Here is a 19,374-nt window from a genome sequence, read left to right on the forward strand (position 1 = left end):
CGGCCGGGGCTTGATCTTTCAGCCCGTCCGGCGTTTGAGGACGAGGCCGTCCAGGCCGAACGGGGGTCTGGGGGCGGCAGCCCCCAGGGGACGATGGGGGTCCCCCCTGCTCGAGCGAAGCCGAGAGCTTGGGGGAGGGTAGGGGCGGCGGGGGCGAAAGAAACCGGGCGGGCGACGTGGGTCGCGGGGGTGGCGGGACGTGTGTCACAGCGGGACGTGGTTCCGTCGGGCGGGGGCGGAGCCTATCGTCAAGGTCATGTTCGCTGCCTATGCCGCCCGGATTGACCGTGACCAGCCGCTCAGAGGCCTGGAGTTGGGGGAGCGCCCGGCCCCCGAGCCGAGGCCGGGCTGGACGACCGTGAACGTCAGGGCCGCGTCCCTGAATCACCATGACCTTTGGTCCCTGCGGGGCGTCGGTCTGGCCGAGGACAAGTTGCCGATGATCCTCGGGTGCGACGCGGCCGGGATCGACGAGGACGGCAACGAGGTCGTGCTGCATTCGGTCATCGGGCAGACGGGGCACGGGGTCGGCCCCAAGGAGCCCCGCTCCATCCTCACGGAGCGCTACCAGGGCACGTTCGCCGAGCAGGTCACGGTCCCGGCGTGGAACGTCATTCCGAAGCCCAAGGAGCTGTCGTTCGAGGAGGCCGCCTGTCTGCCGACGGCGTGGCTGACGGCGTACCGCATGCTCTTCACCAACGCCGGGGTGCGCCCCGGCGACTCCGTGCTCGTCCAAGGCGCCGGCGGGGGCGTGGCCACCGCCGCGATCGTGCTCGGCAAGGCGGCCGGTCTTCGGGTCTTCGCCACCAGTCGCGACGAGGCCAAGCGGAAGCGGGCCGTCGAACTGGGCGCGGTGGAGGCGCTGGAGTCCGGCGCGCGGCTGCCGCAGCGGGTGGACGCGGTCATCGAGACGGTCGGTGCGGCGACCTGGTCGCACAGCATCAAGTCGCTGCGGCCCGGGGGGACTCTGGTGATCTCGGGTGCCACCAGCGGCGACCGTCCCTCGCACGCCGAGCTCACGCGCATCTTCTTCCTGGAGCTCAAGGTCGTCGGCTCCACCATGGGCACCAAGGATGAGCTGGAGGACCTGTTGTCCTTCTGCGCCGCGACCGGCGTGCGGCCCGTCATCGACGAGGTGCTTCCGCTCGATCGGGCCCGGGAGGGGTTCGAGCGGCTGGAGGCCGGCGATCAGTTCGGGAAGATCGTTCTTGGCGTGGGGTGAGGTTGCGTCTTTTGGCTGCGGCGGGCTCGGGAGTCTTCGAGCCCGCCGTTTGCGTGCCGGGTCGTGTTGTCAACGTCGGTTGACGGGGGCTTGATGTCAATGTAGGTTGACAGTCATGACCGAAGCAACGGATCTCGCCGCGCGCGCGGGTGACCGCGATCCGCGGATCGGGCTGCGGGCGGTCTCCGCGCTGCGGAGGCTGCTGGAGCAGTTGGAAGCGGTGCAGGTGCGCAGTGCGCGCAATCAGGGCTGGTCGTGGCAGGAGATCGCCGCGGAACTCGGAGTGAGCAGGCAGGCCGTGCACAAAAAGTACGGGAGGCAGTGATGTTCGAGCGGTTCACGAAGGATGCCCGGGCTGTGGTCGAGGGCGCGGTCGGGCACTCCGAGCGGGTCGGTGCCGAGACGGTGGAGGAGGAGCACATGCTGCTCGCCCTCTTCGATCGGGAGGGCAGCCGCGGTGCATTCGTGCTGGCGTCGCTCGGGGTGGACCGGCGCCGAGACTCGGTGGAACGGGGGCTCGCCGAGGCGCGTCGGCGTGGCGGGCTCTCCCGTGCCGACGCTGATGCGCTGTCCGGGCTCGGTATCTCCGTCTCGGAGATCGTCTCCAGGGTTGAAGAGGCGCACGGGGTGGGGGCGTTGGAGTCGGGGAAGCGGGGCGGAAGGGGGTGGTGGTCCAGGCATCGGCCGTTCGCGCAGGGGGCCAGGGATGTGCTGACGCAGTCCCTGCGCATCGCGCTGGCTCGCCATGACCGGACCATCGGGGACGAGCATCTTCTGATGGCTCTCACCGTCCGGCCCGGTGTGCTCGCGGAGGTGTTGGCCGACCATGGAGTTACGTACGAGTCGGTGACGCGTGTGTTGTACGGCGGGGGAGTGGCCAAGGCGGGGTGAGGAGGGGGTGGGTGCTCAGGGGGGTTGCAGTGGGTCTCGGTGGGTATTCCGAGCCGTGCACTCCGGGGCGTTGGAGTTCGCCCCCGCCGCCCCTACCCGTCCCATCCGTCCTTGGGGGCTCCGCCCCCAAACCCCCGCCAGGGGCGCTGCGCCCCCTGGACCCCCGCCATCGCCCGAAGGGCTAGTCCTCAAACGCCGGACGGGCTGGATGTCCCCGGCCGGGGCTGAAGGGCTGTCGCCCGGGGCCTGAAGGGCTGTCGCCCGGGGCCTGAAAAATCAAGCCCCGGCCTGGGGCTTCAGCTCTTCGGGGTGCGCAGCGTCGCCCCGATGTGTGCTGCCGCTGTCGACAAGTGGCGGCGGGCCGCTTGGAGTTGTTCCTCCGATACCCCGTGGTCCCGGGCCGCGTCGCGGATGTCGTCGCGGAAGCGGTCCAGGAGGCGGTCGAGGTCTCGGGCGGGGTCGCCGGTGGAGTCCCCGTGGGCCCAGGAGGGTTCGTAGTCGGCGGGGAAGTCCTCGCGGGTGACCGAGTACTCGGGCTTTGAGGTCGATCCGGGTGTTGGTCCCTTTGTTCCCTCGCGGCCGGAGCTGGGCTCCTTGCCGAAGTCCATTCCGAAGCTCTTGCCGAAGTCGCCGAACTCCTTGGCGAGTTCGGTCAGGCCTTCGCTGACCCCCGTCGGCCAGTCGCCGCGCGTGAAGTGGTCCTGGACCTTCTCCTGGACCCGCTTGGCCATGCGCTGCATCTCCTCCTGGGCCTGGGCGCGGACCTTCTCCTGGGTCTCCGTGGCCTGGCGCCGGGCGCGCTGGGCCTCGTCACGAGCCCGGCGGCTCTCGTCCTTCGCGCGCCGGGCCTGCTCCTTCCACTCCTGCTTGACGCGCCGCATCTCCTCCTTCGCGGTCCGCCACGACTCCTTGTCGCGGTAGTCCCCGAAGTCGCCGAACTCGCCTGCCGGGCCCTCGTGTTCGGCGGCGGTGCCGTCGGCGGCCTTGGCGCCGCGCCGGGCCTCCGTGGCCGCCGCCCGCATCTCGCGGCGCAGATCGCCCGCCGCGCCCCGCACATCGGCGCGGATCTCCGCGGCGAGCTCCGCGACCGAATCGCGGATCTCCAGCTCCAGGTCGGCCAGCTCGCCACTGCGGTCGGCCAGTTCGGCGCGGCCCGCGTCCGTGATCGCGTACACCTTGCGGCCGCCCTCGGTGGTGTGGGTTACCAGTCCTTCGGTCTCCAGCTTCGCCAGCCGGGGGTAGACGGTGCCCGCCGAGGGTGCGTACAGCCCCTGGAAGCGCTCCTCCAGGAGGCGGATCACCTCGTACCCGTGGCGCGGGGCCTCGTCCAGCAGCTTGAGCAGGTAGAGGCGCAGGCGGCCGTGGGCGAAGACGGGGGGCATGTCAGAGCACCTTCTTGTCGGTCGGGGCCTGCGGTGAGGCGTCGGTCGTGTCCCGAGGTGCCGGACCGTCCTCGCGCCCAGCGTCTTCATGCCGGTCGTCCCCGTGCCCATCGTCCTCGTAGGGGGCGTCGTCCGTCGGTGGCCTGCGGAGCAGGGCGATGGAGCCCGAGACGGTCATCGCCTTCAGCTTGCCGTTGCCGGCGCCCAGTCGGCCGGTGATCTTCTTGGCGCCCCACTGGCCGCTGACCCGGAGATCCTCGAAGGCGCTGGAGACCGTGCCGCTCGCGGTGTTGGCCTCGACCTCGGCGTCGGCGGGGTGCGGGAGGCGGAGGGCGATCTCGCCCGACATGTTCGACAGGTGGACGTCGGTGGGGGTGCCCGTGGGGTTGAGGTCCACGATCATCGAGCCGCTCACCGAGTCGGCCCGCACGGAGGAGCCCGAGGCCTCGACCACGGTCAGGTCGCCGGAGATGGAGTTGAAGCGGAGGTTGCCGGTGACGGCCTGGGCCTCCAGGCTGCCGGACACGGTGTCCACACGGACGGGGCCGGAGATGCGTACGAGTGTCGTGTCGCCCGTGACGCCCTTCACCTCCACTCGGCCCTCCACCCCGGAGACCACGGCGGCGGCGCCGACCACGCCCACCTCGACCGGCGTGCCCGCGGGGACGGTCAGCGAGACCACCGCGCTGCGGCGCCAGCCTTTGTGGTCGAGCCACTTGAGGAAGCCCTTCCAGGGCAGGTCCTCATACGCCACGGTGAGCGTGCCGTCCTGGTGGGTCACCTGAAGGGGCGGGCCCTCCAGCTCGGACACCTCGAGTCGGGCGGAACCCTCGTCGGTGCCCACGACGTTCACCGTTCCGTTGACGACGCGCACGTGGAGTGCCGTCACGGGGTCGTCGAAGGTCAGCTTCCTCGGCTCTGCGACGGACCACTCGGACATGGTGCAGACCTCCCGTGACTCCCATGGAACCGGCCATGGAACCGACCATGGAACCGGCCATGGACTCGACGCGCCATATCGCGTCTTCCGTTATTCACGATATATCGCGGGTCCGGAAAGTCAAGACACTCGTTTCGGGTCAAGCGGACAGGTCGAGAGGGTCGCGTGGGATCAAGTCGTCTCAAAAGGGGCGACTCGGTCCCGAGTCGCCCTAACCTATGACCATGCCCACGACGCCCGACGCGCCTCAGGCCAAGGCCCCCGGCGCACTGCTGCTCTGCCGGAAGCGGCCCGAGTCCGTCGGTCCCGGGCCCGGGGCCGGCGCCCTCGCGGCCGGGCAGTTGGCTGCCGGGGTGCCGCTCACGGTCTGGGGTGTACGCCGTCGCAGTGCCGGGTGGGTTGTCGTGGGGACGGTGCTGATGGTTCGCGGCGTGCTCGGACTGGCGTACGACCGGCTGCGGGCCTTCGACTGAGGCTCACCTGAGACACAGGGGCTGAAGCTCAGCCCCAGCGCCCTACTCCTCGTCGTCCTCGTCGTCCAGCCGCGCCAGCCACGTCGCCAGTCGTTCCACCGGCACTTCGAAGTCCGGATTGAGGTCGACGAACGTACGCAGCTGCTCGGCGAGCCACTCGAAGGTGACCTCCTCCTCGCCGCGCCGCTTCTCCAGTTCCTCGATGCCACGGTCGGTGAAGTACATGGATGGTGCTCCGTCGGTGAAAGTGAAATGGAAGGCTGGGAAAAGGATAAGTGGGGGCGCGCGGCGCACGGAGGTCCTCTGTCGCGGGCGCCCCCCTGCGACTAGCCTGCGGCAACCGGCGGGCGGTACCACGGGGGCGTGGGGGAACGGGGGAACGGGGGATGTCATGGGTGATGCAGTGACCCGTATCGCACGGATCGAGATGCCGGACGGGACGCCGGTGTGGGCCCGGATATCGGGGGCCGAGGCGCTGGAGGAGCCGTCCGGGGGGCTTTCGTACACGGACACCGGGTTCGGCGAGCGGGTGGAGGCGCAGGTCGAGAGCCTGCAGTCGGTGATCACGAGTGTGGCGCGCTCGCTGGCCGCGCCCCTGCGTGCGGTGCGGCCCGACGAGGTCAGCGTCGAGTTCGGGATCGAGTTGACGGCGAAGGCAGGCAAGGTGGTCGGCCTCCTCGCGGACGGCGAGGCCAAGGCCGGGATCACGGTGACGCTCACGTGGAACGGCGGCCCACCGGACCTCGAGAACCCTGGCGCCTCCGGCCCTGAAGGCACCGGTCCCGGAGACACCGGCCCCGCAGGCCCCGGAAGCCCCGGAAGCCCCGCAAGCCCCAGAGGCACCCGCACCAGGGGCGCGTCACCCGGCGCCCCGGCGCACGGGGGCGCGGCGGACGGCTCCGTCGGAGGCGGAGCATGACGGACGGGCACGCCCGGGGCGCACCGGGCGGCCCCGAGAACGCTCACCGTGCGCTGCGTGATCTCGTCATGGCGGCGACGGTGCGCATCCATCGCGCGGGGGCCGGGTATGCCCTGGAGGAACCCGGCACGTTCCTCGGGAGCGGATTCTTCATCGCTCCGAACTGGGTTCTCACCTGCGCACACGTGGCACGGAGTGGGGAGGGGGGCGAGGTCACGGTGGTGTACGAGACCGGGCCGGGGCGCGGCACGTCCGCCGTCGCCGGTGAGGTGGCGACGGCCCTTCCGGAGGCCCTTCCGCGGCACCTGGAGCGGGCCGTGCGGGGCAGCTGGCCTGCCCCGGACCTGGCCCTCGTCCAGCTGCGCGAGCCCGTCGACCACGACTGCGCGTACATCACCGAACGCCCGGCCGCCTACTACGGCGAGGCGACCGTCCTCTACTCCGGCTGGTCCGTCGTGGGCGGGGAGCTGCGCCGTCTGATCGGGACCTGCTCGGTGCAGGGCACCCTCGGCGGCTGGTCCACGGACGAGCAGATACGGCTGGGCGGCGACGTCCTGCCGCCCGGTGTCTCCGGCGGGCCGGTGGTCGATCCCGTACGTGGTGAGGTCGTCGGTGTCCTGAAGTCGCAGGCGGATCGGGGACTGGGCGGCACGTCCACCGGGGTGGAGCAGTTACGGTCCCTGCCGGTCCCGGCGGGCGCGGTGCGGGCCGAGCACGACGATCCGTACACGGCGGTCTTCCATGCCCACGACCGCTACCACCGCGACCGCCAGCGCCACCCCGACTCTGACCGCAGCACCTGGGCCGACGTGCAGGGCCAGCTCGGCGCGCGGCCCGGCCGCGCCCTCAGCCCGGACGAGCGGACCCAGTTGCTCGGCAGGCTCGCCGATCTGCCGCCCCCGGTCAGCACCCGCGCCCTGCTCGGGCTGCTGGAATCCCTCCTCGGCAGCCAGGCCTCGATCCCGCATCCGGCACCGCGCGGCTGGCGCGACGGACTCGGCGCGCTGTACGAGAGCTCGCGTCAGGACGGCGCGCTGGAACTCGTCCTCGACTACGCGATGCGCGTCATGTCCGCCGAGCGGCCCTTCGTGACGCCCGGCACGCAGAGCGCGGAGCGGGCCCTGTGGGAGTGGGTGCGGCAGGCCGCGGAGGGACTCGGCCTGCGGTACCGGCGCGACCTCGCGCAGCGGCGGATCGAGCTGCTCCGGGTGCCGCCCCGGAGCCAGGAACCGCCGCCCCGGCTCCAGGAACTGCCCCAGCTGCCGCCGGGGCCCGAGCGGTACGGCGTCGTGGATGTCGTCCATGACGCGCCGGGCGGCCGACATGCCGTGCGCGAGCCGGCCGAGGCCGTACCCACGGCTGTATCGACAGCCGTACCGACGGCCGTTCCGACGCATGCCGTCGACCGCGCGCCCCGCCTGTTCGCGCTGCTCGAACTGGTGCAGCGGGGCTGGGAACCGGACCGCTGCGACTGGCGCGTATCGGTGGCCCATCCGACCGGAGAGGTGGTGCGCCTGCACGAGGGTGAGCGCACCCCGCTGGCTGAACTCCCGGGCACTCTCGCGGCCTCCCTCGCGGAGGCCTTCCGCCGCTGCGACGAACCGGGGCGGCCCGCCCTCCTCCAGGTCGCGCTGCCCCATCTGCTGCTCGACCTCGACGTCGATGCCTGGCAGCTCCATCCGGACGAGCCGCCGCTCGGTGCCCACCGGCCCGTCGTGGTGCGCTGCGCCGACCGGGAGCAGCTGCCCGACGGGGAGGATTCCGCCGCCTTCGGGGGGAAGCAGGCACTTGCCTACGGGGCGCACGAGGGCGAGTACGGCGCGCACGGAGAGTACGAAGGGGAGCGCGGTCAGGAACACGGCGAGGAACGCGACAGCGAGTACGGCGGCGAGCGTGGTCCGGAGTACGACGAGGAGCACCTCGAACGCGAGGCCCGCTGGCGCTGGATCCACGCGTACGGGGCGGAGGCCGAAGTCCTGGACTGCGAGGACGGGTTACGGGTACCCGTGCCCCCCGCGCAGTCGCTGCGCGGGCTGCCGCACCGTACGGTTCCGGTGCTCTGCCGTTATGGCGACCAGCGGTTCGAGGACGACCCGGTGGCGCTCGTCCGGATCGTGCACGGCGGTTTCGGCGTGGCGCTGTGGCGGCGCTGGAGGGGGCAGTCGGACGCCGTGTGCGGGGAGTTCCATCGCAGAGCGGGTGACACCGTCGCCGGCGCGGGCAGCGCGGAGCGGCTCCCGGAGCTGGTGCGGGCGCTGCGGGCCGGGGTGCGGGCAGGCAGGGCGGAGACCTACTGGGCGGACGGCATCGCCCTGTTCTACGACGATCCGCGTCGGCCCCTGCCCGGCTCGGGTGACCTGCTGGAGGCGCCATGAGCTCACCCGGTGGGCCACCCGGCACCGTGCCCGGCGCTCTGCGCGACCGGGCCCTTACGACGCGTGGTGAGGGTCGATACCGTGAGCACGTTCGACGGCTGCCGAGCGGACGAGCGGCGAGGACGAGTGACGAGGGACGAGTGACGACGAGGGCTGGGTGGACCGAGCAATGACCGAATCCAGTGAGTGGCTCATCTACCGAGGCGCCGGTGAACCCCATGAGGGCATAGACCGCCTTCCGGCCCCGCCTCCCTGGCGCGACTTCGCGAGCCGGGACGCGGCCCGCAGGAACGGCGGCGGGGACGGTTCCGAGGACCGCAGGCTCGGCGCGCACCGGCACCTGGCCGAACTGCACCGGCCGGGCGCCGAGGAACTCGAGATGATCAACGCGGCGCTCTATCTGCGCCGGCCCCTCCTCGTCACCGGCAGCCCCGGCGCGGGCAAGAGCACGCTCGCGCACTCGGTGGCGTACGAGCTGGGTCTCGGCAATGTGTTGCGGTGGCCGATCGTCAGCCGGTCCACGTTGCAGGACGGGCTCTATCACTACGACGCGATCGCCCGGCTCCAGGACGTGCAGATAGCGGCCGGCGGGGCGCAGACGGGCGCGGCCGGGACGGAGAGGGCCCCCACTCCCGGTTCCGTCGAGGGCATCGGCAGCTATATCCGCCTAGGGCCCCTCGGCACCGCGCTGCTGCCGTCCGACACCCCGCGCGTGCTGCTCATCGACGAGCTGGACAAGAGCGACATCGACCTGCCCAACGATCTTCTCAACGTGCTGGAGGAGGGCGAGTTCGCCGTCCCCGAACTGGAGCGCATCGCCGACCGGCTGCCCGACGGCGAGGCCGAGGTGCTCACCGCGGACGGCACCAAGGCGCGGGTGCGCGACGGCCGGGTGCGCTGCCACGCCTTCCCCTTCGTGGTGCTCACCAGCAACGGCGAGCGGGATTTCCCCGCTCCGCTCATGCGCCGCTGCATCCACCTGGAGCTCGGCAGGCCCGACCACAAGCGGCTGGCCACCTTTGTCCGCGCCCACCTCGGCGACGAGGCGGCGCGCGCCGGGGACGACCTCATCACCCACTTCCTGGAGCGCTCGCGCAGCGAACTCGTGGCCGCCGACCAGCTGTTGAACGCCATCTACCTCACCGACGCGGCCGCTCCGCCCAGTCGTGACCGGCTCGCGGACCTGCTCATCCAGCGACTCGACCGCCCGAGGTGACGCGCTGATGCCCGACGCCGCGGCGCGCCACGGACCTCCCGGCACCTCCGTACCCTCGGCGGGTACCGGTGGCGACCCCATCGCCGAACTCGTCTCCCGGTTGCGGCAGATCGGGCTCGATCCCGACGCCGAGCAGGTGTGCGACGTGCTCTGGCTGGCCCGTTGGGCGCGGTCCACGGACAGTGCCGAGGTGACGGAGGGGAACACGCCGTCGTCGGGCCGGTCGCCCATGGGACGGGACTTCGCCGGGGCGCGTCCGGGTGTTCCCGACGCCGCCGCGGCGCCGCCCGTCGAGCGGCCCGCCGACCGGCCGGTCGCGGGGGCGGACCGGCGGGTGGCGCTGTACCCCGTGCCGCAGGACGGCCCGCCGCGGACCCGCGGGCGGGGCCGGGCGACGGCGCTTCCGGTGGGGGTGCCCGCCGCGCCCGCGTTCCCTTCGCCGCTCGAACTCCAGCGCGCACTACGGCCGTTGCAGGGCTATCGGACCGCGGCGCCGCCGTTGCGTACGACGCTCGACGAGACGGCGACGGCGGAGCGGAGCGCTCGGGCCGGGGGCCTGGTGTTACCCGTCTTCCGCGGCGTGACCCGTGCCGACGCGGCGCTCCAGCTGGTGATGGACGCCTCCTCGTCGATGCGGGTGTGGGACCGGATGTTCGCCGAACTGGAGCAGGTCTTCGGTCAGTTGGGCGCCTTCTGGGACATTCAGGTGAGCCATCTGCATCAGGGTCCGGACGGTGAGCCGGCCGTCAGCCGCAGTCCCGAGCCGCACACCGCCCCCCTGCACTCCGCGGACCGGCTGAGCGACCCCACCGGCCGCCGGATCACCCTTCTGGTCAGCGACTGCGCGGGCCCGCTGTGGCACAGCGGCCACGCCCACCGGCTGCTCCACCAGCTGTCCCGGCAGGGCCCCGCCGCCGTGCTCCAGCCGTTGCCGCAGCGCATGTGGAACCGCACCCGACTGCCCGTCTCGTACGGCGAGTTGACCCGCGGCGAGGGCCTGGCGGGCGCCGCCACGCTGAAGGTCCGCCTCCCGACGGGCACTCCGCCGGACGCCCGCGGTGGCGCGCTCCCCGTGCCCGTGCTGCCGCCCGAGCCCGCGGCGCTGGGTGCCTGGGCGCGGCTGCTGTCCGGGGCCGGTGCCGGGCCGGTGGCCGGCGCGGTCGGCTGGGTGCGCCCGCACCATCCGCCCGCTCCGGCGTCCCGTCCCGGGCGTCGGCTGTCCGCGCTCGAACTGGTCAGCCGGTTCCGTTCCAACGCCTCCAAACCCGCGGGACGGCTGGCCGGTTACCTGGCGGCGGCGCCGCTCAGCCTGCCCGTGATGCAGTTGGTGCAGCGGACCATGCTCCCCGATTCCGGCCCCTCCGAACTGGCCGAGGTGCTGCTCAGCGGCCTGGTCTCGCGGGCGAGGGCGGAGGAGTACGGGGCGGACGGCGCCCAGTGGTACCAGTTCGCGCCCGGCGTGCAGGAGGCGCTGCTGTCGCCGCTCGGCCGGGACGAGGCCATGCTGGTGCTCAAGCACTGCTCGGAGTACATCGAGAACCGCTTCGGCAAGGGCGGCCCCAACTTCCCGGCCCTGGCGCTCGCCCAGCTCGGCGAGGGCGAGGCCGAGGGCGCAAGCGGCATCGGACGCCCGTACACGCCCGGCGCCGCCTACCCCGGCGAGAACGGCGAGAACGGCGACAACGGCGGCGCCCTCCTGGTCCCGCAGCCCTTCGCCGAGGTCGCCGCGCGTGTCCTGGAGCGCTTCATGCCGCTGCCCGAGCAGTTCGCGCTGTACGGCGGTCAGGGCGTCCGGGGGCGCACCGACCCGCCCGACGAGCGGCCCACGCACGCGGCGGTGAGCCGGGCCCGGACCCTGGCCGGGCGGTTCGACACGGACGGCATGGTGCAGGACCTGATCGACGCCGTACAGCTGCTGCGCGGTGCCACCGAACACGAGCCGCTCGCGGGTACGGACCCCGAGCTGTGGGCCGAGTACGCCAACTGTCTGCTGCGGCTGTGGGAGGTGCAGGGCGGCGGCGCGGAACTGCTGCGGGAGGCGGAGACGGCCGCCGAACGAGCCGTCGCACATCCGCGGGCCCTGCGCGAACGGGCCGTGCTGGCCCGGGTGCTGCACGCCGCCGCCACCGACCGCAGGCGCCGCGACGACCGGCGCGGCGCGCTCGACCTGCTGCGCCGCGCCGACCGTGAGTACGCCGTGGCCTGCGCCGCGCCCGACCTGGAGACCACCGAAGCCCTGCGGCTCACCCTGGAGCGGGTGCGCGCGCTGGAGGCGCAGTGGCGGCTGGGCGGCGACAGTGCGCTGCTCCAGGGCGCGGTCGGCATGCTGGAGGCGTTCGCCGACGCCTGGCCCGACCCGCGCAGCCGCCCGCCCGAACTCCCGCTGGCCCACGGCCGCGTCCTGCTGCGCCTGTCGAGCGCCACGGCCGACCCGGAGCAGGCCCGGCTCTACGCCGAACAGAGCGTCCACTCGCTCAGTGACGCCCTCGAGCTCGGCGACGCCCTCGAAACGGGCCCCGGGGCCGTGCCCCCCGACGCGGGCGAACCTCCCCGGAACGCCAACCGCGACCGTGACCGGGACCGCGTGCGCATCCTCATCGACCTCGTCGACGCCCTCCTGAGATCGGGCGGTGCGCTGGACGAGGCCCAGACACGCGTCGACGAGGCCCTGGGCCTCACCCGCGAACAGGGGGCGCGCGCCTCGCTGATGGTGCGCGCCGGGCGCATCCGGGTGGCGCGGTACGCCGAGTCGGGCGACCCACGCGAACTCCAGGAGGCCGCGGAGCGGTTCGAGCACGCCGCCAAGGGCGTGCCCCGGGACGCCCCCGCGCACGCGGACGTGCTCGCCGAATGGGGCGAGGTGCTGCTGCGCCGGGCGGTGCTGGACAACGGACCCCGTACGCGCGAGTCGCTGTCGCAGGCCATCCGGGTGCTGCGGGACTGCCGCACGGAGACCCCGGCGGGTAGCGCGGAGTTGGCGTACCGCCTCCTGCTGCTGGGCGGGGCGCTGATGCTGCGGTACCGGGCCCGGGGCGACCGGGTGGATCTGCGGGAGGCCGAGCATCTCTTCGGGCTGGCCGCGGCCGAGGCGGACGATCCGCTGCTGGCCGCGCGGTGCTCGCTGGAACTGGGGCAGGCCCAGTTCGAGGCGTACCAGAGCCTGGGCCGGCCCGCGCGGCTCGACGAGGCCGTCGACGCCTTCCGCAGTGCCGCGGAGTCGGCGCGCGAGGCGGAGGGCGAGGCAGAAACGGACCGGCGGCGGCAGGACGCCGTGGAGTTGGGGGCGCAGGCGCACCACTGGCGGGGTATGTCCTATGAGGCGGCGGCACGCCCGCGCGCCGCACGCGAGGCCTACCGGGCCGCCCGGGCCGAGTGGTCCAGGCTGCCGGACGACGTGGTGGCCACGGGTGAGCCGACGGCCCGGCAGACGGCGCAGCGGCTGGCCGAGCTGGAGTGACGGAGGAGGGGGAGACCATGGGCGTACGGGACGACGCGTCGGATTCCGAGGCGCGACTTCCGGATCCGGCGCGACTTCCGGATCCGGCGCGGCTGCCGGATGCGGAGCAGCTGCCGGATCCGGAGGGGCTGCCGGATCTGCTGGGGCTGGATCTTGCGGATCTGAGGACCATTCGACATCCCGTGCTGGAAGAGGTGCTGGAGGAACTCAGGGAGCGGGCCGACCGGCCGAGCGAGATGTTGTGGGGGTTCAACAACGCCTTCTGAGGCAGTGCATAGGGCGCAGGAAAGCGGTCAAATGACGTCGCCGAAACGTCGGTTCCGGTCGCCCCCCGTATCCGAACCGGACAATTTCGATCGGGCCGCGTTTGTGTCGGGCCCGCGTCAGGGAATGCGGCCTCGTACGGCAGGGGGCCGTGGCGTGGGACCGCGAGCCGTACGGCATGGGGGTGCGGAGTGTCTGAAGAGGTGACCTCCGTCCGAGCACCCGAACGGACCGCCGTACCACCGCCACTACCCGAACCGCCCTTCCCGTTCCGGCAGTTCATCGTCAAGATGCACGGCCGCTGCAACCTCGCCTGCCGCTACTGCTACCTCTACGAGGGGCCCGACGAGACCTGGCGCACCCGCCCCGCCACCGCCTCACCCGCCGTCCTCGGCCGCACCGCGGACCGCGTGGCCGAGCACGCGCGAGCCCATGACCTGACAGCCCTCTCCCTCGTCCTGCACGGCGGCGAGCCCCTGCTCGCGGGCGCGGACACGCTCGCCCGTTTCACCGACCTCGTACGCGACCGGGTCCCGGCCTCCTGCGCGGTCCACCCGACCGTCCAGACCAACGCCACGCTCCTCACCGAGCGGCGGCTCGCCGTCCTGGCCCGGCACGGCATCCGCGTCGGCGTCAGCCTCGACGGCGGCCTGCCCGCCCACAACGCCCGGCGCACCGACCGCGCCGGACGCCCGTCCTGGCCCGCCGCGTCGCGCGGCGCCCGCCTGCTCGCCGACCGCTTTCCCGAGGCGTACGCCGGCATCCTCATGGTCGTCGACCCGGCGACGGACCCGGTCGAGACGTACGAGTCCCTGCTCGCCCTGCGGCCCCCGGCCCTCGACCTGCTGCTGCCGCACGGCAACTGGGCTGCCCCACCGCCGCGTTGGGTCAGCACCGGTGCCCCGTACGGCGACTGGCTGTGCGCCGTCTTCGACCGCTGGTGGTCGGCCGGGCGGCGGGAAACACGGGTGCGGCTCTTCGAGGAGTGCATCGCGCTGCTGCTCGGGCTGCCAGCCGCCACCGAGTCGCTGGGGCTGGCCCCGTTCGACGCGGTGGTCGTGGAGACGGACGGGGCGATCGAGCAGGTGGATTCCCTGAAGTCCTGTTACGAGGGGGCGGCGGAGACCGGGCTCGATGTCTTCCGGCACGGCTTCGACGAGGCGCTGCGTCACCCCGGCATCGCGGCCAGGCAGGCGGGTGCCGCCTCGCTGGCCGCGCGCTGCCGGGACTGTCCGCTGCTCTCCGTCTGCGGCGGCGGACACTACGCGCATCGATACCGCGCCGGACACGGCTTCGCGAACCCCTCCGTGTACTGCGCCGACCTGCAGCGCTTCATCCGCCACGTGGCCCGCAGGCTCCCGGCGGACGCCTCCGGTGAAAGGAGCGCCTCGTGATCCTGCCGGAGGTCCCCGAGCGGGCCCTGGACGAACTGGGCCGCACCGAAGGCGGCGCCGAGACCCTGGGCCTGCTGGTACGCGATCAGCACACGCGGCGGTTTCTTCTGCTGCGCGCCGTACTCGACGCCGTGGAGGCGGCCGACCCCGCGCTCTGCTCCGCCGCGGCGAAGGGCCGCCTATGGGATGACTGGGCGCTGCTGGTGGCGGCGGACCGGGCGGAAAGGGATGTGCGGCGAGGAGAGGGGAGGGGCGTGCGGCGAGGGGAGGGAAGGGATGTGCGCGGGTTCTCCGGGCTCCCGCCCGACCCCGGTGCCGAGCCCGACAACGCTGCCCTGGACGGACCGGTTGTTCGGTCGGTGGCCCTCGGCGTCGGGGCCGAGTCGGCCCCGTACGAGGGCACCATGATCCCCGGGGTGGCCGGCCTTCCCCTCCCGCCCGTCCGTGCCCTCCTCCTGCACCCCTTCGTGGGCCCCTGGGCCCGGCGCTGTCTGCGTGGGCTCGGTGCGGGCGGCGGCGAGCGGGAGCCGCGTGAACTGCGCCGCGATCTCGCCTACTTCGGCGCACTCGCGGCCGTGGCCGCCGCCCGGGCCGCAGTGCCGTACGCGGTACGGCTGACCGCGCGCGACGGCGTGCTGACCCTGCCCTCCCTCGGCGCGCTGCGCACGGCCGCGCCGGGGGACGCCCCGGTCGACGTCGTCCACCGCCGGCAGAGTCTGACGCTGCGGCAATCGGGGGAGAAGGACATCGTCGTACGTCTGCAGAGCGGTGGTATCGGTGCGTGGTCGGGCGCCGCCGCCTGGACCCCCGCGCACGCGCTGCCCGGTCTGCTGCCCGGAGCGGCCCCCGTACCGCTGGACGACCTCGACCCGTACCGCACCTCACGCGGCGGCCCCGGCCATCACACGCTGAGCGGGCCGGTCACCCTCGACGACGCCGAGCGCAAACACTGGCTGCAGTCCTGGGCGGGCATCGCCACCGTGCTCAGGCAGGGCGGTGAGCAACGCGTCACCGAGGCCGCCGCGCTGCTGCGTTGTGTCGTCCCGCTCTCCGCGCCGCCCGGCTCGACACCCGGCGGCCGCACCACCGGCAGCTGCAGCGGCACCCGGCGCGAGGCGTTCGGCGCCGTCCTGAGCAGCATCCCGCCGACTCCCACGACCTTCGCGGCGACCCTGGTACACGAACTGCAGCACACCAAGCTCGCCGCGCTCAGCGATATGCTGACGCTCCATCACGCAGACGGCCAAGCACGGTACTTCGCGCCCTGGCGCCCGGACCCGCGCCCGTACGACGGTCTGCTCCAGGGCGCCTACTCCCACCTCGCCCTGGCGGACTTCTTCCAGCGCTGCGCGCTCGTGATCACGCACCCCGCCCACCGAGACTCCGCGTGGGCCCAGCACGCGCGCTACCAGGAGCAGGTCGGGGCGGTCCTGCCTGCCCTGGTCGGATCGGGCGATCTCACCGCGCGGGGGCGCCGGTTCGTCGACCGGATGGTCGTGGTCTACGAACGGCTCGCCGAGCATCCCGCGCCTCGCGGACAGGCGGCACGCGCTCAGGCGTACGTCCGGGCGGCCCGCGCGCTCTGGACGCAGCGTCACGCCCCGACGGATTGAGCCATGTGCCGCCGAACGAGCCATGCCGCCGCCGAATGCTCCGGGATCCCGGACGCGGGACGATCATTGCGCCAAGATCGTCGCTTGAAAGGGAACCGTGCGGAAACCGTGGAGCAAGCGACTGGTATCTCGTCAGCGCCCTATCGCGGGACCTCGCCCAGGTTCTAAAATCACGCGCGGGGAGGCCGCTGCATGTCTGGAGCTCGTACGCCGGTCGGGCCAGCCGAGAGGGGGGCCGCGAGGCAGACCGTCACGATCAGCTTCGCCGGTTTCAACCGGGCCTGGGCGGCCTGGATCGGGGACCGTCTGAAGCGGCGCGGCCTGCGCGTCAACTACCTGCTGTGGGAGTCTCCGGCCGAGGTTCCCCTCGTCGACCTGCTGCGTGACCTGAAACTCGCCGAGGGCCGGATCCTGGTCATCGTCAGCGAGTGGTATTTCCAGCTGGGGCCGCGTACCCATGAGGAGTGGAACGCGGCTCTGCGTGAGGTGGTGGTCCCCGACCCTACGCGTTTCGCGGCCGTCTCCGTCACCACGGCCTCGGTGCCCAGCGCCGCCGCGGTCTTCGCCGCCGTCGACGTGACCAACATGGGCGCCGACGAGGCCGAGCGGCGCGTCCTGGACCGTCTGGACCTGCCCGCCGACCCGCTGCCCGAGTCCGCGGAGGGCGCCCGGCGTGGTCCGCGCTTCCCGGCGGCGATGCCCGAGGTGTGGGGCGGCGTACCGCGGCGCAACACCCGTTTCACCGGCCGTGAGCGGCTGCTGAACGACGCCTACCACCTGCTCCAGGGCGCCGAGGCCGGCGCGGGTGTTGTCACGATGCACGGCATGTCGGGGGTGGGCAAGACACAGCTCGCCGCCGAGTACGTGTACCGATTCGGGTCCGAGTACGACGTGGTGTGGTGGGTCAACGCCGAGAAGCGGGTCACCTATCGGCGCCGACTGGCCGAACTCGCACCGCAGTTGGGGCTGTCCACGGGTGCAGAGTACGGCGAGCGGTTGCGCGCGGTCCGGGACTCGCTGCGCCGCGGTGAGCCGTACTCTCGCTGGCTGCTGATCCTGGACGGCGCGGACGAGCCCGACCAGATCTGGGACCTCGTACCCACGGGTCCCGGCCACGTCCTGATCACGTCCCGCAACCCCGAGTGGAGCGAGCACAACAGCAAACTGCTGGAGGTGCCGGTCTACGCCCGCGACGAGTCGGTCGCCTTCATCCGCCGCAGGGCACCCCGGCTCACCGACGCCGAGGCCGACCAACTGGCCGATGCCCTGGAGGACCTGCCCCTCCTCCTCGACCAGACGGCGGGCTGGCTCAACGACTCCGACCTCTCCGTGCAGGACTACATTGCCCTCCTGGAGGGCGGTATCGACGGGGATGTCGTCAAGGTGTCCGCGGACTTCCCGGTCGCCTTCCAGACCGCCTGGTCGATACTGCTGAACAAGCTTCGCGACACCGTCCCGGAGTCCGTCGACCTGCTGCGCCTGTGCACCTTCTTCGCGCCCGGCTTCATCCCCGTACGCCTCCTCAAGGAGATGCCGCACGACGAGCTGCCCGAGCAGATCGCGGGGCTGCTCAATGACCCGCTCCTGTGGAACAAGGCGATCAACCAGCTGCGCCAGTACTCCGTCGTGCGCCTGGAGTCCCACGAGACCGCCACCGACGAGACCACGTCCTCCGGCGAGTCCCTCTACCTGCACCGCATGGTCCACCAGATCGTCCACAAGGACATGCCCGACGAGGACCGCGGCGAGTTCGTCGACGTGGTGCGGCGGGCCCTGGCAGCGGCCGATCCTCGCCGCCCCACGGACACCCGGCTGTGGCCCGGATACGCCGAGATCGTTCCGCACCTGAAGTACGCGGACGTACTGCAGAGCAAGGACCCGGCCGTCCAGGGGCTGGTCTTCAACTGCCTTCGCTACATGTACCTCTCGGGCGAGTACAACGCCGGCATCAAGCTGGGCGAACGTGCCATGAAGGCCTGGACGACGCTGCTCGGCGAGAACCACCCCCGGGTCTGGGAGCTGACCCACCACTACGCCAACCTGCTGCGCGTGGTCGGCGACTACCAGCGCACCGAGGCCATCGAGCGCGCCGCCGTCGAGCATCTGAAGGAAGAACGCGGATCCCAGGACCTGGAGCACCTGCGCGCCGCCACCGGCCTCGCCGCCGACCTGCGGGGCCTCGCCCGCTACGACGAGGCGCTGGAACTCTCCCAGTGGATCTTCACGGCCTATCGGGACCTTCTCGGCGACGCCGACTCGCGCACCCTGGGGGCCCAGAACAACCTGGCGGTGTCCCTGCGCCTGCTCGGCCGCTTCGAAGAGGCCCTGGACATCGATCGGCGGACGATGGAGTCGCGTCGGCTGCTGCTGCGAGGCCGGCACCCGTGGACGCTCTCCTCCCAGATCCACTACGCCACCGATCTGCGCCTCCTGGGCCGCTACACCGAGGCGGAGTCCATTCAGGCGGAAAGTGTGCGCGAACACCGCATCGTCATGGGGATGGACACTCCGCAGACCCTGGACGCCGAGCACAACCTCGCCCTGTGCCAGTACCGCAGCGGCGACCGCAGGGGCGCGGGCCCGCTGTTCGCCCGCGTACTGGAGCGCTGCGAACGCGTGCTGGGCGAGACCCACCCGCAGACCCTGAGGTTCGCCGCCAACACGAGCTGCTTCGTGCGCGAGCACGGCGACATCGACCAGGCGCGGGAGATCGGTGAGTCCGCCATCGCCCGCTACGAGGTGATGCTCGCCGCGGGGCACCCCTACATTGCGGGAGTCCAGGCCAACCACGCCCTGGTCCTGCGCAGCGTCGGCGAACGCGACCACGCCCACGTCGTCATCGAGGAAGCGCTGGCCGACATGACCGCGGCCGTCGGCGAGAACCACCCCTGGACGCTGGGCTGCGCCATCAACGCTGCCGCCCTGCGCAACCTCGTCGGCGACCCCGAGTCGGCCGCCGCGCTCAGCCAGGACGTGGTCACCCGGGCCACCGAGACCCTTGGCCGCACCCACCCGCTGACTCTCTCGGCCCGTGTCGCCCTCGCCGCCGACCTACGGGGCCTGAGGGACCGTCAGCAGGCCGAGAAGGTTGAGGAGGAGGCGCTGACCGACCTGGTCGCCACGCTGGGCCTCCAGCACGTCCACACCATCTCGGCCCGCTCCCGCAACCGGCCCTACTGGGACTTCGAACCCCAGGAGACGTGACCGGCGCCCCTCCACATCTGCCGG

At 72.5% G+C, this 19,374-nt stretch carries 15 protein-coding genes; 12 read left to right on the forward strand and 3 right to left on the reverse strand.

Annotated features, from left to right (window positions below):
• Positions 1 to 256 precede the first annotated feature (256 nt).
• The 3 genes from ACX28W_RS12180 (at position 257) to ACX28W_RS12190 (ending at position 2,113) form a co-directional block, all read left to right on the forward strand.
• A complete protein-coding gene (locus tag ACX28W_RS12180) occupies positions 257 to 1,222 on the forward strand; it encodes a zinc-binding dehydrogenase (protein ID WP_458998922.1) in 966 nt (321 codons plus the stop codon).
• A 115-nt stretch (positions 1,223 to 1,337) separates the two neighbouring features.
• Positions 1,338 to 1,547: a helix-turn-helix domain-containing protein gene (locus ACX28W_RS12185; protein ID WP_458998923.1), complete on the forward strand. Its 210-nt coding sequence runs from the start codon at positions 1,338 to 1,340 to the stop codon at positions 1,545 to 1,547.
• Entirely contained in the window at positions 1,547 to 2,113 is a 567-nt protein-coding gene (locus ACX28W_RS12190) for a Clp protease N-terminal domain-containing protein (RefSeq protein ID WP_458998924.1), read from the forward strand. The genes ACX28W_RS12185 and ACX28W_RS12190 overlap by 1 nt, the downstream gene beginning before the upstream one ends.
• A gap of 296 nt (positions 2,114 to 2,409) precedes the next feature.
• Here ACX28W_RS12190 and ACX28W_RS12195 read toward each other — a convergent pair whose 3' ends face one another.
• Together ACX28W_RS12195 and ACX28W_RS12200 are read right to left on the reverse strand one after the other, a co-directional pair.
• Positions 2,410 to 3,495, reverse strand: coding sequence for a helix-turn-helix transcriptional regulator (locus ACX28W_RS12195; RefSeq protein ID WP_458998925.1), 1,086 nt, complete (start codon positions 3,493 to 3,495; stop codon positions 2,410 to 2,412).
• A gap of 1 nt (position 3,496) precedes the next feature.
• Positions 3,497 to 4,435, reverse strand: a complete 939-nt coding sequence (locus ACX28W_RS12200) for a DUF4097 family beta strand repeat-containing protein (protein WP_458998926.1) — start codon at positions 4,433 to 4,435, stop codon at positions 3,497 to 3,499.
• A 224-nt stretch (positions 4,436 to 4,659) separates the two neighbouring features.
• On the opposite strand from ACX28W_RS12200, the gene ACX28W_RS12205 reads away from it, so the two are divergent.
• On the forward strand, positions 4,660 to 4,908 hold the full coding sequence (locus ACX28W_RS12205) for a hypothetical protein (RefSeq protein WP_458998927.1): 249 nt from the start codon (positions 4,660 to 4,662) through the stop codon (positions 4,906 to 4,908).
• A 42-nt stretch (positions 4,909 to 4,950) separates the two neighbouring features.
• Here the strand turns inward: ACX28W_RS12205 and ACX28W_RS12210 are convergent, their stop codons facing one another.
• The gene (locus ACX28W_RS12210; RefSeq protein WP_005312030.1) at positions 4,951 to 5,133 is read right to left on the reverse strand and encodes a DUF6104 family protein; all 183 of its coding nucleotides are present in this window, start codon (positions 5,131 to 5,133) and stop codon (positions 4,951 to 4,953) included.
• A gap of 166 nt (positions 5,134 to 5,299) precedes the next feature.
• On the opposite strand from ACX28W_RS12210, the gene ACX28W_RS12215 reads away from it, so the two are divergent.
• From ACX28W_RS12215 to fxsT, 8 genes are all read left to right on the forward strand, one after another.
• Positions 5,300 to 5,827, forward strand: coding sequence for a CU044_2847 family protein (locus ACX28W_RS12215; RefSeq protein ID WP_458998928.1), 528 nt, complete (start codon positions 5,300 to 5,302; stop codon positions 5,825 to 5,827).
• Entirely contained in the window at positions 5,824 to 8,202 is a 2,379-nt protein-coding gene (locus ACX28W_RS12220) for a VMAP-C domain-containing protein (RefSeq protein WP_458998929.1), read from the forward strand. Before ACX28W_RS12215 ends, ACX28W_RS12220 begins: the two co-directional genes overlap by 4 nt.
• 169 nt (positions 8,203 to 8,371) lie before the next feature.
• On the forward strand, positions 8,372 to 9,418 hold the full coding sequence (locus tag ACX28W_RS12225; protein ID WP_458998930.1) for an AAA family ATPase: 1,047 nt from the start codon (positions 8,372 to 8,374) through the stop codon (positions 9,416 to 9,418).
• 7 nt (positions 9,419 to 9,425) lie between these two features.
• Positions 9,426 to 12,875, forward strand: coding sequence for an SAV_2336 N-terminal domain-related protein (locus tag ACX28W_RS12230; protein ID WP_458998931.1), 3,450 nt, complete (start codon positions 9,426 to 9,428; stop codon positions 12,873 to 12,875).
• Positions 12,876 to 12,892: 17 nt separating this feature from the next.
• On the forward strand, positions 12,893 to 13,141 hold the full coding sequence (fxsA, locus tag ACX28W_RS12235) for an FxSxx-COOH cyclophane-containing RiPP peptide (RefSeq protein WP_458998932.1): 249 nt from the start codon (positions 12,893 to 12,895) through the stop codon (positions 13,139 to 13,141).
• Positions 13,142 to 13,429: 288 nt separating this feature from the next.
• Positions 13,430 to 14,533: an FxsB family cyclophane-forming radical SAM/SPASM peptide maturase gene (locus ACX28W_RS12240; RefSeq protein ID WP_458999087.1), complete on the forward strand. Its 1,104-nt coding sequence runs from the start codon at positions 13,430 to 13,432 to the stop codon at positions 14,531 to 14,533.
• A complete protein-coding gene (locus ACX28W_RS12245; RefSeq protein WP_458998933.1) occupies positions 14,530 to 16,146 on the forward strand; it encodes an aKG-HExxH-type peptide beta-hydroxylase in 1,617 nt (538 codons plus the stop codon). Before ACX28W_RS12240 ends, ACX28W_RS12245 begins: the two co-directional genes overlap by 4 nt.
• A 192-nt stretch (positions 16,147 to 16,338) precedes the next feature.
• On the forward strand, positions 16,339 to 19,350 hold the full coding sequence (fxsT, locus tag ACX28W_RS12250; protein ID WP_458998934.1) for an FxSxx-COOH system tetratricopeptide repeat protein: 3,012 nt from the start codon (positions 16,339 to 16,341) through the stop codon (positions 19,348 to 19,350).
• Positions 19,351 to 19,374 lie beyond the last annotated feature (24 nt).

Source organism: Streptomyces sp. SD15 (assembly GCF_054462255.1).

Coding starts and splice junctions, on each gene's coding strand:
- ACX28W_RS12180 (WP_458998922.1), top strand. CDS start 257: ATGTTCGCTGCCTATGCCGCCCGGATTGACCGTGACCAGCCGCTCAGA.
- ACX28W_RS12185 (WP_458998923.1), top strand. CDS start 1,338: ATGACCGAAGCAACGGATCTCGCCGCGCGCGCGGGTGACCGCGATCCG.
- ACX28W_RS12190 (WP_458998924.1), top strand. CDS start 1,547: ATGTTCGAGCGGTTCACGAAGGATGCCCGGGCTGTGGTCGAGGGCGCG.
- ACX28W_RS12195 (WP_458998925.1), bottom strand. CDS start 3,495: ATGCCCCCCGTCTTCGCCCACGGCCGCCTGCGCCTCTACCTGCTCAAG.
- ACX28W_RS12200 (WP_458998926.1), bottom strand. CDS start 4,435: ATGTCCGAGTGGTCCGTCGCAGAGCCGAGGAAGCTGACCTTCGACGAC.
- ACX28W_RS12205 (WP_458998927.1), top strand. CDS start 4,660: ATGCCCACGACGCCCGACGCGCCTCAGGCCAAGGCCCCCGGCGCACTG.
- ACX28W_RS12210 (WP_005312030.1), bottom strand. CDS start 5,133: ATGTACTTCACCGACCGTGGCATCGAGGAACTGGAGAAGCGGCGCGGC.
- ACX28W_RS12215 (WP_458998928.1), top strand. CDS start 5,300: ATGGGTGATGCAGTGACCCGTATCGCACGGATCGAGATGCCGGACGGG.
- ACX28W_RS12220 (WP_458998929.1), top strand. CDS start 5,824: ATGACGGACGGGCACGCCCGGGGCGCACCGGGCGGCCCCGAGAACGCT.
- ACX28W_RS12225 (WP_458998930.1), top strand. CDS start 8,372: ATGACCGAATCCAGTGAGTGGCTCATCTACCGAGGCGCCGGTGAACCC.
- ACX28W_RS12230 (WP_458998931.1), top strand. CDS start 9,426: ATGCCCGACGCCGCGGCGCGCCACGGACCTCCCGGCACCTCCGTACCC.
- fxsA (WP_458998932.1), top strand. CDS start 12,893: ATGGGCGTACGGGACGACGCGTCGGATTCCGAGGCGCGACTTCCGGAT.
- ACX28W_RS12240 (WP_458999087.1), top strand. CDS start 13,430: ATGCACGGCCGCTGCAACCTCGCCTGCCGCTACTGCTACCTCTACGAG.
- fxsT (WP_458998934.1), top strand. CDS start 16,339: ATGTCTGGAGCTCGTACGCCGGTCGGGCCAGCCGAGAGGGGGGCCGCG.